We start from the raw sequence: 14653 nt of genomic DNA on the forward strand, positions 1-14653 counted from the left end.
CTGCCAGTTATCTGATACGCTTTATTGATGTTTTCGGGTAACGGCCCCGTTATTATTCAAATAACGCTGTTCTGAATGCCAACAGAAATAAAAGGGTAAGTTTTGTCTCAATGTTTTCTTTATGTGATATCGATATTTATGAACGGGATCACAAATCGACTTTTCTCATGCTGTGGTCGTTTCGCCAGAGTGGGTGGTTTTACGCTGTGGCTGGCGGCGATGTTCGGTTCTTGCCAGGCGCACAGCCGCGAGCTGGTGATGGCAACGACCTTTTCACCCAGCGCGACCGCCTGGATTATCCAGCGTTGGCAGACGGAGCCGGGTTCCGTCATGATTCGTACGCTCAACCGCACCAGCGGTTCTTTAGAACAATTACTTGATACGGCGAATGCGGAAAATGTCGATCTGATCCTGACGTCATCCCCCATGCTGTTGCAACACCTTCAGGAGCACCAAAAGCTGGCGCTATTTGATAGCGCTCCTGCCGCCAGCCAGAAGCTGGTGCCGCGTTCTATCCGCTCAACTTCAGTGGCGGTAGCGGTGTCCGGTTTTGGACTATTGCTCAACCGTTCAGCGCTCGCTGCGCGCCATCTTCCGCCGCCTGCTGACTGGCAGGATATGAGCCTGCCCAGTTACCAGGGCGCTCTATTAATGAGCAGTCCGTCGCGCTCAGACACAAATCATTTGATGGTAGAGTCGCTGTTGCAGCAAAAAGGTTGGACGGTAGGATGGGCGACGCTGCTGGCAATCTCGGGCAATCTGGTCACGATTTCCTCCCGCAGTTTCGGCGTAGCGGATAAAATCAAAAGCGGGCTTGGCGTTGCCGGGCCGGTCATTGATAACTATGCTAATTTGCTACTCAACGACCCTAATCTCGCTTTTACCTATTTCCCGCATTCTGCGGTGTCGCCCACTTACGTCGCGGTGCTGAAAAACAGCCGTCACGCAGACGAAGCGCGTGCTTTTATTCATTACTTATTAAGCCCAAAAGGGCAAAGGATACTGGCTGACGCGAATACCGGTAAGTATCCAGTCACACCGCTTAGCGCCGAGAATCCTCGCGCCGCGCAACAACAGCGTTTGATGGCCCAACCGCCGCTGAACTACCGTCTGATCCTGAAGCGTCAGCAACTGGTACAACGCATGTTTGATACAGCGATCAGTTTTCGTCTTGCGCAGCTTAAAGATGCATGGCGAGCGTTGCACAGCGCAGAAACGCGGCTTAAACGCCCCTTACCTGAAATCAGAGCCTTATTGACCAGCATCCCGGTAGATGCGGCAAGCAGTGAAGATGAAATCTGGCTGGCGCAGTTCGATAATAAAAGCTTTGCCGAACAACAGATGATGGAATGGCAGATCTGGTTTCTGAACAATCAGCGGCTGGCGATTCACAAACTGGAAGAGCTGAAATGAAGGGGGGATTGTTCCAACGGCTTCGTCAGCTCAGTATCAGCAACAGTTTACGGGGCGCGTTTTTAATTGGCGCATTACTAACGCTGATTGTCAGTATGGTCAGCCTTTACTCCTGGCATGAGCAAAGTTCGCAGGTTCGTTATTCGCTTGATGAATATTTTCCTCGCATCCATTCCGCGTTTTTAATTGAGGGGAACCTGAATCTGGCCGTGGATCAACTCAATGAATTTTTGTTGGCGCCGAACACGACGGTACGTTTGCAGTTGCGTACTCAGATTATTCAGCATCTGGACAAGATTGACCGTCTCAGTCAGGGGCTTCAGCCCGCTGAGCGTCGGCAACTGGCCGTCATTTTACAGGATAGCCGGACCTTGCTGGCGGAGCTGGACAACGCTCTCTACAACATGTTTTTGGTGCGGGAGAAAGTCAGTGAGCTTTCCGCTCGCATTGACTGGCTCCATGATGATTTCACCACGGAGCTAAATTCGCTGGTGCAGGATTTTACCTGGCAGCAAGGGACGCTGCTCGATCAAATTGAAGCGAATCAGGGCGACGCAGCGCAGTACTTGCAACGTTCGCGCGAGGTGCAGAACGAGCAGCAGCAGGTATATACCCTGGCGCGAATTGAAAATCAGATTGTTGATGACCTACGCGACAGATTGAATGAGCTCAAGTCCGGCAATAATGACGGGGTGCTGGTGGAGACCCATATTCGCTATCTGGAAAATCTAAAAAAAACGGCGGATGAGAATATTCGCGCGCTGGATGACTGGCCCAGTACGATCACGCTGCGGCAAACCATCGACGAACTATTGGAAATCGGGATGGTAAAAAATAAGATGCCCGATACCATGCGCGATTATGTTGCGGCGCAAAAAGCATTACTGGACGCCAGCCGCGCCAGAGAGGCTACGCTAGGGCGCTTTCGCACGCTGCTTGAGGCGCAGTTGGGCAGTAGTCACCAGCAAATGCAGACGTTCAATCAACGCCTGGAGCAGATTGTCCGCGTTAGCGGCGGGCTTATTTTAGTAGCGACGCTCCTGGCGTTGCTACTGGCCTGGGGACTGAACCACTATTTTATCCGTTCCCGGCTGGTAAAGCGTTTTACCGCGCTTAACCAGGCTGTGGTACAGATAGGGCTGGGGAGAATCGACTCGACTATCCCGGTTTACGGGCGCGATGAGTTAGGGCGGATAGCTCGTCTGCTACGCCATACGCTGGGCCAGCTCAATGCGCAACGCAGGCAGCTTGAACAAGAGGTCGCCGAGCGCAAAGAGATAGAAGCCGACCTACGCGCCATGCAGGATGAATTGATTCAGACGGCGAAACTGGCGGTAGTCGGCCAGACCATGACCACGCTGGCGCATGAAATTAACCAGCCGCTGAATGCGCTTTCAATGTATTTATTTACGGCGGGACGCGCGATTGAACAAGGTCAGAGCGGACAGGCGAGAAATACGCTCACCAAAGCGGAAGGGCTAATTAACCGGATTGACGCCATTATCCGTTCGTTGCGGCAGTTTAGCCGCCGGGCGGAGCTGGAGACGCCGTTGTATCCGGTTGAGCTGCGCCAAACCTTTGCGGCGGCATGGGAGTTATTAGCCATGCGCCACCAGTCCCGGCAGGGAGCGCTTTCGCTGCCAACAGGTACCGTATGGGTTAGCGGCGATGAGGTGCGTATTCAGCAGGTTCTGGTGAATGTGCTGGCGAATGCGCTTGATGCCTGTCCGCATGATGCGGCGATCGCGGTGACGTGGCAAACGCAGGAAGATGCGCTGGAGGTTTATATTGCAGATAATGGCCCAGGCTGGCCTGTGGCGCTGTTGCCCTCTTTACTCAAGCCATTTACCACCAGTAAAGATGTCGGGTTGGGTATTGGACTGTCGATTAGCGTGTCGCTGATGGCGCAAATGAAGGGCGACCTGCGTCTGGCGTCGACGCTGACGCGTAACGCTTGCGTGGTGCTGCAATTCTCAGTAACGGATGTCGATGATGTTGAATGATGAATGTTCTATTTTGCTGATTGATGATGACGTTGATGTGCTTGACGCCTATACCCAAATGCTTGAACAGGCAGGCTACCGCGTGCGTGGCTTTACCCATCCTTTCGAGGCCAAAGAGTGGGTAAAAGCAGATTGGGAGGGGATCGTTTTGAGCGATGTGTGTATGCCGGGTTGTTCCGGTATCGATCTTATGACGCTGTTTCATCAGGATGACGATCAACTGCCAATCTTATTGATTACCGGGCATGGCGATGTACCGATGGCGGTTGATGCGGTGAAAAAGGGCGCCTGGGATTTTCTGCAAAAACCCGTCGATCCGGGCAAGCTGTTGATATTAATTGAAGACGCGCTACGCCAGCGTCGGTCAGTCATTGCACGGCGGCAATATTGCCAGCAGACGTTACAGGTTGAACTGATTGGGCGCAGCGAGTGGATGAATCAGTTTCGACAACGGTTACAACAGTTGGCGGAAACAGACATTGCCGTATGGTTTTACGGTGAGCATGGTACTGGACGTATGACTGGCGCCCGTTATCTCCATCAACTGGGGCGTAACGCGGAAGGTCCGTTTGTGCGCTATGAACTCACGCCGGAGAATGCCGCGCAGTTGGAGACATTCATTGACCAGGCGCAAGGAGGTACGCTGGTGTTGAGTCATCCTGAATATCTGACGCGAGAACAGCAGCACCATCTGGCGCGTTTACAAAGCCTGGAACATCGGCCTTTTCGTCTGGTGGGCGTTGGCAGCGCTTCGTTGGTGGAGCAGGCGGCAGCTAACCAGATTGCGGCCGAGCTTTATTACTGTTTCGCCATGACCCAAATCGCCTGCCAGTCTCTTTCTCAGCGACCGGATGATATCGAGCCGTTATTTCGCCATTATCTTCGAAAAGCCTGTCTGCGACTCAATCATCCAGTGCCGGAAATGGCGGGGGAATTACTGAAAGGAATAATGCGACGCGCCTGGTCAAGCAATGTGCGCGAACTGGCCAATGCGGCGGAGCTTTTTGCTGTCGGCGTGCTGCCACTGGCGGAAACGATCAATCCGAAGTTGCTTCTTCAGGAGCCGACCCCGCTTGACCGGCGCGTTGAAGAGTATGAGCGACAAATTATTACCGAAGCGTTAAATATTCATCAGGGACGAATTAATGAAGTAGCTGAATACCTGCAAATTCCCCGTAAAAAACTTTATCTGCGCATGAAAAAATATGGTCTAAGTAAAGAACATTATAAATTCTGACAACACAGTTGCGTTTAATCTGACTGGCAACATCAGCAGCGATGTCGTTAGCCAGATAACGCTGCATCACCGTACTGCTAAGTCATCCCATCGTTATTATAGATTCCTTATTATTCATCTGAGCATCGAATTCTATTTCTTAACTTCAATATAAGGTAAAAATGCGTCAAGTTCTCTGGCGTAACAAATGTACTCTTGTCCAACGATTTGACAAGATGAAAACTTCATCACCTCTCCAGATTACATCTGAATATGAGGACAAGAGAAATGAAAAAACATGTTATTGCAGTAATGATGATCGCCATATTTTCTGAGTCGGCTTATGCGGAGTCTACTTTATTTATTCCGGACTTCTCTCCTGATAGCGTCACGACATCCCTTTCCGCGGGAGTGTTAAATGGTAAATCCAGGGAGCTGGTTTATGATACCGACACCGGGCGGAAGCTAAGTCAACTGGACTGGAAAATAAAAAATGTCGCCATTCTACAGGGGGATTTATCATGGGAACCCTATTCGTTCATGACGCTGGACGCCCGCGGCTGGACGTCTTTGGCATCGGGGTCAGGTCATATGGTTGACCATGACTGGATGAGCAGCGAGCAGTCAGGCTGGACCGATCGTTCAATTCATCCGGACACCAGCGTCAACCATGCCAATGAATACGATTTGAACGCGAAAGGTTGGTTATTGCAGGGCGATAACTATAAGGCGGGTGTAACAGCGGGCTATCAGGAAACCCGTTTTAGCTGGACGGCAAGAGGCGGGTCTTATATTTATGATAATGGTCGATATATTGGTAACTTTCCTCGTGGCGAGCGCGGAATAGGTTATAGCCAGCGTTTCGAAATGCCCTATATCGGGCTGGCGGGTAATTATCGTATTAATGAATTCGAGTGTAATGTACTGTTTAAATACAGCGACTGGGTACATGCGCATGATAATGATGAACACTACATGCGCAAACTTACTTTCCGTGAAAAAACGGAGAATTCACGATATTATGGTGCCTCTATAAACGCCGGATATTATATTACCAGTAATGCAAAAATCTTTGCCGAGTTCGCTTATAGTAAATATGAAGTAGGCAAGGGCGGTACACAAATCATAGATAAAACTAGCGGTGATACGGCGTATTTTGGTGGCGATGCCGCAGGTATCGCTAATAATAACTATACGGTTACCGCGGGGCTGCAGTACCGCTTCTAGACCACATCGGGAGGTCATCGGTCAAAACAGGCCGATGACGACTTTTTGCTGAATATATGGCATGTCCGGTGACATTACATGGGGCAATAAAAGTAACATGAGAGGAGAACTGCTCGAAACGTTATGCAGCAATAAGAAAATCCCCTGGACATCAATGGCGTCCCCTGCAGGAATGATGAAGTAAGGTAACATCATGACTATTATAGATATTTGTTAGTTGTTTGTGTGGGTGGGATACATAGAGGGATATTGCGTATAGATAAGGCCACCAGCTATCGACACAATGAAATCATCAACATAATCATCAAGCCCGTACCACAGGCTTTGCTGTGCTATCCCCTCATGCAACGGATAAATATCAAGAGCCTCAAGGGGCGAAGCATGTTCCGGTATCTCGCTATAAGGATAGGCTTCGGCGTAGTCGTCCGGGTCTGTAAACCGCCAGTATTCTTCGTGGGTTATTCCTGAGTTAGCGAAGGTCATCACATTGGTAGCGCAAGCGGTATCTACCAGTGCCGTTATCTCCTGAATGATAAGCCCGGCGATCATCGGTGGTAATCGTTCTGTATCTATACCCGCGATGATTGTCTGTGCGTATTCTCTGTAGCGCTCGTCAGTGCCGCGGTATCTGTATTTTTCAATAAAGCCAGCAATCAGGCAAAGAGAATCAGAAATCTCTCTCCCGTCCTTCTCTACGCTTCTCCTGAAGGGGGTAGCCATCAGATTGGTAAGGATATTCAGGTAGTAAGGCTTAAGCCCGTAAAATCGCGCTGGTAGCATTTCTACGGCGTTTTTTATGTATGCCTCATATTTCTTTTTACCCTCAGCATTAAGCACATCACGAGCCGTTATAAGGTTCTGCCTGACGAATCCTAACCCTGAAAGGTATTCCGCTAACATTTCTGTATTCCGACTGCTGAAAAACGTCTTGATAGCGTGAGCGCGGATGCCTAGCGCATTGTTAGGCGCTGGGTCGAACTTACGGACGGTACATCCTTGATGCTTCACCAGTGGGGTGGAATGGCATCGTAAAACCTACTGTACAAATCAACAATCGTACCATTTAGGTATGTAACTATATATTGTCGTAGCCACGCTGCAGCGATGAGCTTGAAGGTGAGTTCATCGGTAAGCGGGAGAAGAAAACCAACGAGCTTTCTGCAAAAGAAGCAAACAGCCTTGTATGGTTATGGGATTATGCCAACCGCTCACAGGCATTATTCCGCGAACTGTATCCTGCAATGAAACAGATTCAATCTAACTATTCAGGAAAGTGCTACGACTACGGTCATGAGTTCTCGTATGTTATCGGAATGGCGAGAGATGTTTTAATCAATCACACGCGAGATGTTGATATTAATGAGCCTGACGGACCGACAAATATTTCCGCATGGATGAGACTTAAGAATAAAGAGCTTCCACCTTCATTACATCGCTACTGACAGATAACCAACGCAACGACCCAGCTCAGGCTGGGTTTTTTATACCAAAAATATACAGAAGTTAATTAAGTGAAGAATCTGTCCATATGTATCTATATAGCTTCCAGTATTTATCCAGTTATTTAATGACGGTTTAAAATTTGGGTATTATCCTGAATTTAACATTTAAGCAATGATTTGATTACTAAGGAAATAATACATGACTAACATCACGCCAAATATTGTTGTATCACAACCAAGCCAGTTATTTACTTTAGCGCGTTCTTTTAAAGCAAATGCTAATGGCAAAATCTATATTGGTAAGATTGACACTGACCCGGTAAACCAAGAAAACCAGATCCCTGTATATCTGGAACGAGAAGATGGTACTCATGTTCAGGTGGCACAGCCAATTGTTATCAATTCTGCAGGCTATCCGGTATACAACGGACAGATTGCAAAGTTCGTGACTGTGCAGGGACACAGCATGGCTGTGTATGATAGGTGTGGGGTGCAACAGTTCTATTTCCCGAATGTACTGAAGTATGATCCAGACCAATTTGAGAAGAGACTGAGCGGGAATGATGGATTTAAATTCATTGGTCGAGTTCCTGATATTGATACTCTGCGTACTATTCATGGTAAAGATGGTGATGCTGTTATTCTGGAAGCGTACCGGGTGGGTGATGGTCTTGGCGAGAGCGTCGTTTATTGGGATGCTACATCAACTAAAAATGACAATGGCGGAACAGTATTTGCGGTATCTGGTGTTGCAACTGGAAGATGGATTCGTAAGTATAAAACTCTAGAAGCAAAAATGTTTGGTCTTCCAAAAGAAGGGGACTGTTACGACGAGATGGCGGCTATCGAGGCCATTATGTTTGAGGAAGGCGTGGATTGTATTTTCTATGACGGAATCTATGCGATTACTGGATCCAGAAATATGCCGTGGCGCGGTAGCGACCTGAATAATTTCAAATCGTACAAGGGGGCCAGCATTCGCTGCATTGGTAATGTAGTTTTTTCAACAAAATCTCCTGATGGTGCTGATATATTCCAGATGAACTGTGTTTCCGATTTAAATATTATCGGATTCCCAGTTCTTAAGGGTACGCTCACTAGAGGTGATTCCTCCGGAACAAATGGCGTATCAATAACCAACGGAGGGAAAAATATATTCATTGAGGTTGAGGCTGATTCATTACCTTTCACCGTGACAAGTTCAGGACTAGATGGTGGAAAAGCTGTAACTATACAGAACGGGCCTTCAGCGGTACTCCCTTATCAAAATATAAAAATTAATTGTCGGAGAGCGCACAACTGCCCATATGGCTTTGAGATGTCGATAGTAGGAGATTCACTGATAAATAATCCAAATTCTGGCATAGAGGTAGATATTTATGCTGAGAACTGTTACAGAGGCGTTGCAATCGGCTCTAGCGAGAACACCAAAGAGATACCGACAAATGGATTAAACCATGGTGTAAAAGTTAGAGCTATTCTTAAAGATTGTCAGCAGGATATCGTTGTTATAAGGGATTGGGGTTTAGACATTGAGGCGACGGTAATCCAGATTAAAGACCCTTTTATGTACAATCCACATGACTCAAAAAGGGAAGTTTTGGAGTCTGCTGGCTCTAAGTACTCACGCATAAAAATATCCGGAATAAAATTGGCTGTCGATTCACTGTATACAATAGGGGGGATTCATTATAGCCCATCCGTCAGTGGGAGAACCGGTCACGCCGAGTGGTGCGTATATGACCTTAATGTTACGACGCAAGTCGCTACAACAACACTTACTGTCATGGATTCAGGTGGTGTTACCGCAAAAAATAACACGCTCAGGTCATCTACACTATCAGCAGTAGATGTGATTGCATTCATATCCAATGGTAATACCGTAACTATAGGCGCTTCCGTGATGGCGGAAGATTTATCTTCATATAACTCATTTTCAGTTTTTGATAACTCAAACACCAAAAAGTTCGGAGTTAATAAATTAGGGGAATTAACCATAGTAAGAACATCATCATCAGCTCCAAGTAGTAATTTGTCTGGTTTTATCCAATTCACAGATCCAAATAATGGCCAGATGTTCCAAATTCATACTTACATTCCTTAAATAAGATATGCAGTCTTTTTTCTGTTCATAAGGTACTGAGAATGAAAGTGGATATTGATTAATTCTAGTGAATCATATAATCGAGTTTCTATCATTTACGACAAGTGGCTCCATGTTATACAAAAATTTCATTCTACATCCGTCAGCAACATATTTCATGCGGGCATCGTTCTCTCCATCATTTGCTTTTCTTCCGGCACGGCACAGGTGGCAATTATCTCTCCAACTTGCTTCCCTCCAGCATCATGAGATCCAGGGTGCTTAATGGAACTGTGATGTGAGAACGAAGAGGGACACACAAACCTTTGCATCGGTTTGTAAGGCTTTGCGTTGCGTTCCTATGATACCTTCTCATCAAGCCAGTCTGCCCAAAATTGCATCATTTCTCTGCGGGTAGCCAGATATGCAGCATGGTTGTAAACTGATCGTGTCCCGCCGCTTACGTGTGCCAACTGCATTTCTATCGCGTCGCTGTTCCAGTGCTTCTCGTTGAGTACCGTGCTGAATTGGTGCCTGAAACCGTGGCCGCTGGTCTGTCCTTCATATCCTATGCTGCGGATTACACCAAGGACGGCGTTTTCGCTGATTGGCTTCTTCCTGTCATTCCTTCCCGGGAAGCAAAGTTCGTACTGTCCGGTGATTTGTTGCAGGAATTTGAAAAGCGCTGTAACCTGCTCTGACATTGGAACGACATGCAGTTTTCTTCCTTTCATGACTTCAGGGTCAACGGTGATCAGGCTGTTTTCAAAGTCAATTCCTGACCATACCAACGAACGTAACTCCACCGTTCGCATTGCTGTATAGTGAAGAACCTGAGCAGCAATCTTACCTATAACCCAGCCTCCATACCCATTCAGCGCCCTCTGGAATTCGTGAATGCGATGCATAGGGAGGAAAGGGTAGTTGTTTTTTCTGTAACCCTTCATTGCCCCAACAAGGTCTGGAGCCGGATTATATTTAGCTCTTCCGGTTACTATTGCGTAGCTGAAAACCTCGCCACACCTGCGCCGAGCCTTATCAGCACGTTCCATCGCCCCTCTGTCCTCAAATAGCCAGATCACCTTCAGTAGCATCATAGGCTCCACCTCTTCCATTCTCAGATGCCCGATGAGCGGCAATATATCGTCAGTGAACATGTTCATCATTTCGTCAGCATATCCTTTCGACCATACTTTCGATTTGTGGGCATGCCATTCCCTGAAGACATCACCGAACGAATGAGCTACTGCTTCCTTTTCCTTCTTCTTTATAACCTGCTTCTGCTCTGATGGGTCCACGCCAGAAAGCAGCTTCATTTTCGCGTCAGATTGTTTTGCCCTGGCTTCGGTAAGCGAGATTTGCGGGTATGGTCCGATGACCAGTGTCTTTTCCTTGCCGTCGAAACGGTAACGCATTCGCCACACCTTTTTGCCTGATGGAGGTACGAACAGGAACAGGCCTCCAGAATCAGCAAGGCGATATGATTTTTCTGCAGGTTTTGCCGCGTCAATTTGCTTTACTGTGAGCATGTGGGCATAAATCCGTGGTCATTTTAACATGTGCCCACAATATGCCCGCATTAATGCGCGGCAGTCAACGATCCGCTACGAACGCCTAAGAACTTATTTTTGGCATAAGTAGTGATTATAAAGGGGATTTGAGAACTGTAACGAACGAGGAAGAACTGAAAAGTGGTGTCCCCTGCAGGAATCGAACCTGCAACTAGCCCTTAGGAGGGGCTCGTTATATCCATTTAACTAAGGGGACAACGCGGCGCCAGTATAGCGTTTTTTATTCGCCGGAGTAAGTGTAGCGCCGCCTGACTGGTTAAACCGTCGCCACTCAGCGCTATTTTTCCGCTTTTTTCCGCTCCCGCTCCAGGCGTTCACCGCGCAGCCTCGCTTCTTCCTTACGCTTATTGCTCATATCGTTGCGAATCTGCGCGTGGCTCATCAATGCGAAAATAAAGGTGCCACCGCAGATATTTCCGGCAAGTGTGGGGAGGGCGAAGGGCCAGAGAAAGTCGCTCCAGGGCAGCGTGCCGTTGAAAACTAAATACAAAATTTCAACGGAACCGACGACAATATGGGTGGTATCGCCCAGCGCGATAAGCCAGGTCATCAAAATAATGACCACAATCTTTGCCCCGCCTGCAGCAGGAAACATCCATACCATTGTGGCGATGATCCAGCCAGAGATAATTGCGTTGGCAAACATCTCCGTTGGGCTATTTTTCATGACCTCCATTCCAATTTTGACAAAGGCGTCGCGGGTCTCTTCATCAAATATAGGCATATATTCAAAAGCCCACGCCGCAACCCCGGTGCCTATAAGGTTGCCCAATAAGACTACGCCCCATAAGCGCATCAGCAGGCCAACGTTACTCAGGGTGGGATTTTGCATTACCGGCAATACGGCGGTAACGGTATTTTCAGTGAATAATTGCTGGCGGGCCATGATGACAATGATAAAACCAAAAGTGTAGCCGAGATTTTCCAGTAAAAAACCGCCGGGAACGCCTTCAAGCTGCACGTGGAAAATTCCTTTCGCCAGTAGTGATGCCCCCATAGAAAGTCCTGCGGCAATGGCTGACCACAGCAAAGCCATCGCATCTCGTTCCATCTCTTTTTCACCATCCTGGCGAATATGTTCATGAATCGCCATGGCGCGGGAAGGAAGACGATCTTCATCCACTTCAATCTCTTTACCGCTTTGTTTTTCTTCGCTTTCAACTTCCAAATCACTGCTGTGCTGGTTAATTTTATCGTCGTTAAGGCTATCCATGATGATCCCTGATGATTAACACGTATTAATAAAGCGTAGCGGTTTTTCATTTACCCAAGCCGGGACATTCTCCGAAAAAATAAAAATGATCACGCCCGTTTTTATCTGTTTCGTTAGAATGGGACCGTCACGTTGTTGACGTTACCAGGCTATGCTCAGAGCAATGAGATCGCGCATATAGACATCGTTTGACGTGCTGTTAAAATCGCTCACACCTAAACAGGCGGATACGGTAGCGTTCCGTCATGGATGGCAATCAGCGATAGCCATAATTCACAGGGAGACATCTATGAAGCTTCGCCTGTCGGCGCTGGCGCTGGGAACCACACTGCTGATCGGGTGTGCGAGTTCCGGTACAGAACAGCAGGGGCGTTCAGACCCATTTGAAGGGTTTAACCGCACCATGTACAACTTCAACTTTAATGTGCTGGACCCGTATGTTGTTCGGCCGGTCGCGGTTGCCTGGCGTGATTATGTTCCACAGCCTGCGCGTAACGGTTTAAGTAATTTCACCGGCAACCTCGAAGAACCGGCGATCATGGTGAACTATTTCCTGCAGGGCGATCCTTATCAGGGTATGGTGCATTTCACCCGTTTCTTCCTGAACACCTTATTAGGGATGGGCGGCTTTATTGACGTCGCGGGAATGGCGAATCCTAAACTGCAGCGCGTTGAACCGCATCGTTTTGGCAGTACGCTGGGCCATTATGGCGTGGGGTATGGGCCTTATGTGCAACTTCCGTTCTACGGTAGCTTTACGCTGCGTGAAGATGGCGGGGATATGGCGGATACCTTGTATCCGGTGCTCTCGTGGTTGACCTGGCCAATGTCCATAGGAAAATGGACTATCGAAGGGATAGAAACCCGCGCGCAGTTGCTGGATTCCGATGGTTTGCTGCGCCAGTCTTCCGATCCTTATATTATGGTGCGCGAGGCGTACTTCCAGCGTCATGACTTTATCGCCAATGGCGGGAAACTCAAGCCGCAGGAAAACCCGAACGCGCAGGCGATTCAGGACGAACTCAAAGAGATCGACTCGGAATAAACGGCTGCAAATAAAAAGGTGAGCGCAATGCTCACCTTTTTGATCCGTTTCAGGAAGAGATTAGAACGCGTAGTTAAAGTTAGTACCGAATAGCCAGGCTTTCCCTTCAGATTCAAACTGATAAGGGCCTTCATTAATTTTCACACTCTGACCATGCATATAAGAGACGCCAACGTCGACAGACGCATCTTTATTAAAGGCGTAAGTCGTACCGGCGCTCAGCCAGAAACGGTCCTGGTCCGGAATAGAGATAGAACGGTTTTGCGCTGGTACCGGGCTGTCATCGAAGGCGATACCGGTACGGAACGTCCAGTTGTCGTCGTAGTAATAGGTGGTGCCCAAAGCGATACGGTAAGCATCCTTGAAGCCTTCATGCTTCTCGAATAACGTCTGGCCGCTGGTTGACTTGGCCTTCAGTTCCTGGAACTGACTCCAGCTGGTATAGGCGAGGCTGTAGTGAATCGCCCATTGCGGCGCCACGCGGTTATAACCGGAGACTTCCCACATTTCCGGTAGATTGAGCGTCAGGTAGCCTGACTGCGTCGCGCCGCCGGTTGCCGTTGGGATGGGCAGGTTATATCGGTTAATACCAATGGGAAGATCTCTGCTGTAGTTGCCTTTAAAGTCAATTTTGACTTCCGAGCGGTAGGTCAGAGCGTAGCGGTTATTTTTATCCAGTTCATAAAGGATACCGGCATTCCAGCCAAAGCCCCACTGATTACCGTTCAGGTGGGCAATCTTGGTGTCGCTGGTAATCTGACTTGCGACCGGCGCCAGCGCCGGATTCTGCGCCGCGACCAACTGGCCTAAATCGCCTGCATAACGTTCGATTTTCGCGCGCGCGTATACCGCATCAAAACCGAGACCGAAGCTCCAGGCCTCATTTAAGCGATAAGCGCCGCTTAAATTCAGGTTCATGGTTTGAAGATCTGTCGTACCGCCAACCGAGCCGCCGGCATATGTATCGTTAAACTCTGTCGCCAGACCATAGTTAGAGGTAATAGAAGCCCCCCAGCCAAACTGATCGTTAATCGGGGCGACAAAATGGACATTTGGCACCCAAGCCGTCGGCGCGATGTTATCTGCATCTAACGTCCGACGAGATGGTGACGTCCCGCTAATATTAACATCGGGATCAATATAAACCGCGCCCGCTGAAAATGTTGGGCGGTCAAACATGGTAATTAACGCCGGATTGCGGCTAACGTTACCCGCATCATCTGCGATTGCGCCTTCTCCCGAATAGGCCCGGCCAAGGCCAGAGGAAGAAAATTCGTTTAACTGAAAGCCTGCAGACCAGGCCTGGGTGGAGATGATTGCCACTGCGACTGCGATAGCAGACTTTGTAAACAGGGTTTTCTGGCTCATGACCATAACCTCATTGATTATTTTTATACAAACTATGTTACATGCTGTAACAGGAGCGCGAAGTGTAGGGTC

At 48.4% G+C, this 14653-nt stretch carries 10 protein-coding genes, 1 tRNA gene and 1 pseudogene; 7 read left to right on the plus strand and 5 right to left on the minus strand.

Translation table 11 applies throughout. The features are described 5' to 3' along the window. The first annotated feature begins 219 nt into the window (after positions 1-219). The 4 genes from pgtC (at position 220) to pgtE (ending at position 5859) form a co-directional block, all read left to right on the plus strand. Positions 220-1413, plus strand: coding sequence for a phosphoglycerate transport regulator PgtC (pgtC, locus tag ACE15A_RS06350; protein ID WP_023247458.1), 1194 nt, complete (start codon positions 220-222; stop codon positions 1411-1413). After that, positions 1410-3416 carry a two-component system sensor histidine kinase PgtB gene (gene pgtB / locus ACE15A_RS06355; protein WP_053507787.1) on the plus strand — a complete coding sequence of 669 codons (2007 nt, stop codon included), beginning with the start codon at positions 1410-1412 and terminating at the stop codon, positions 3414-3416. Before pgtC ends, pgtB begins: the two co-directional genes overlap by 4 nt. Then, positions 3406-4653, plus strand: a complete 1248-nt coding sequence (gene pgtA / locus ACE15A_RS06360; RefSeq protein WP_023247460.1) for a two-component system response regulator PgtA — start codon at positions 3406-3408, stop codon at positions 4651-4653. The genes pgtB and pgtA overlap by 11 nt, the downstream gene beginning before the upstream one ends. Before the next feature lie 267 nt (positions 4654-4920). Next, entirely contained in the window at positions 4921-5859 is a 939-nt protein-coding gene (gene pgtE / locus ACE15A_RS06365; protein ID WP_053507786.1) for an omptin family outer membrane protease PgtE, read from the plus strand. 213 nt (positions 5860-6072) lie between these two features. On the opposite strand, the gene ACE15A_RS06370 is transcribed toward pgtE, so the two are convergent. Next, positions 6073-6759 (minus strand): hypothetical protein, encoded by a 687-nt coding sequence (locus tag ACE15A_RS06370; protein ID WP_053507785.1) that lies wholly within the window; start codon positions 6757-6759, stop codon positions 6073-6075. Between the two features lie 209 nt (positions 6760-6968). Here ACE15A_RS06370 and ACE15A_RS06375 point away from each other — a divergent pair. Both ACE15A_RS06375 and ACE15A_RS06380 read left to right on the plus strand, forming a co-directional pair. After that, positions 6969-7301 (plus strand): annotated as a pseudogene (locus tag ACE15A_RS06375) (P22AR C-terminal domain-containing protein); the annotation flags it as partial. Between the two features lie 199 nt (positions 7302-7500). Then, the gene (locus tag ACE15A_RS06380; protein WP_053507784.1) at positions 7501-9405 is read left to right on the plus strand and encodes a phage head-binding domain-containing protein; all 1905 of its coding nucleotides are present in this window, start codon (positions 7501-7503) and stop codon (positions 9403-9405) included. A gap of 338 nt (positions 9406-9743) precedes the next feature. On the opposite strand, the gene ACE15A_RS06385 is transcribed toward ACE15A_RS06380, so the two are convergent. The 3 genes from ACE15A_RS06385 to ACE15A_RS06395 form a co-directional block, all read right to left on the minus strand. Further along, on the minus strand, positions 9744-10913 hold the full coding sequence (locus tag ACE15A_RS06385) for a tyrosine-type recombinase/integrase (RefSeq protein WP_053507783.1): 1170 nt from the start codon (positions 10911-10913) through the stop codon (positions 9744-9746). A gap of 163 nt (positions 10914-11076) precedes the next feature. Further along, positions 11077-11151 (minus strand) — tRNA-Arg (locus ACE15A_RS06390). A gap of 81 nt (positions 11152-11232) precedes the next feature. Further along, on the minus strand, positions 11233-12168 hold the full coding sequence (locus ACE15A_RS06395) for a formate/nitrite transporter family protein (RefSeq protein WP_023247462.1): 936 nt from the start codon (positions 12166-12168) through the stop codon (positions 11233-11235). 289 nt (positions 12169-12457) lie between these two features. Here ACE15A_RS06395 and mlaA point away from each other — a divergent pair, with 289 nt between their 5' ends. Further along, positions 12458-13213 carry a phospholipid-binding lipoprotein MlaA gene (gene mlaA, locus ACE15A_RS06400; protein ID WP_023247463.1) on the plus strand — a complete coding sequence of 252 codons (756 nt, stop codon included), beginning with the start codon at positions 12458-12460 and terminating at the stop codon, positions 13211-13213. Positions 13214-13273: 60 nt separating this feature from the next. Here mlaA and fadL read toward each other — a convergent pair whose 3' ends face one another. After that, the gene (gene fadL / locus ACE15A_RS06405; protein ID WP_164984567.1) at positions 13274-14581 is read right to left on the minus strand and encodes a long-chain fatty acid transporter FadL; all 1308 of its coding nucleotides are present in this window, start codon (positions 14579-14581) and stop codon (positions 13274-13276) included. Positions 14582-14653: the final 72 nt, after the last annotated feature.

The sequence above is a fragment of the Salmonella sp. HY31 genome, from assembly GCF_042604575.1.
In the GTDB taxonomy this organism is placed as follows: Bacteria; Pseudomonadota; Gammaproteobacteria; order Enterobacterales; family Enterobacteriaceae; genus Salmonella; species Salmonella diarizonae.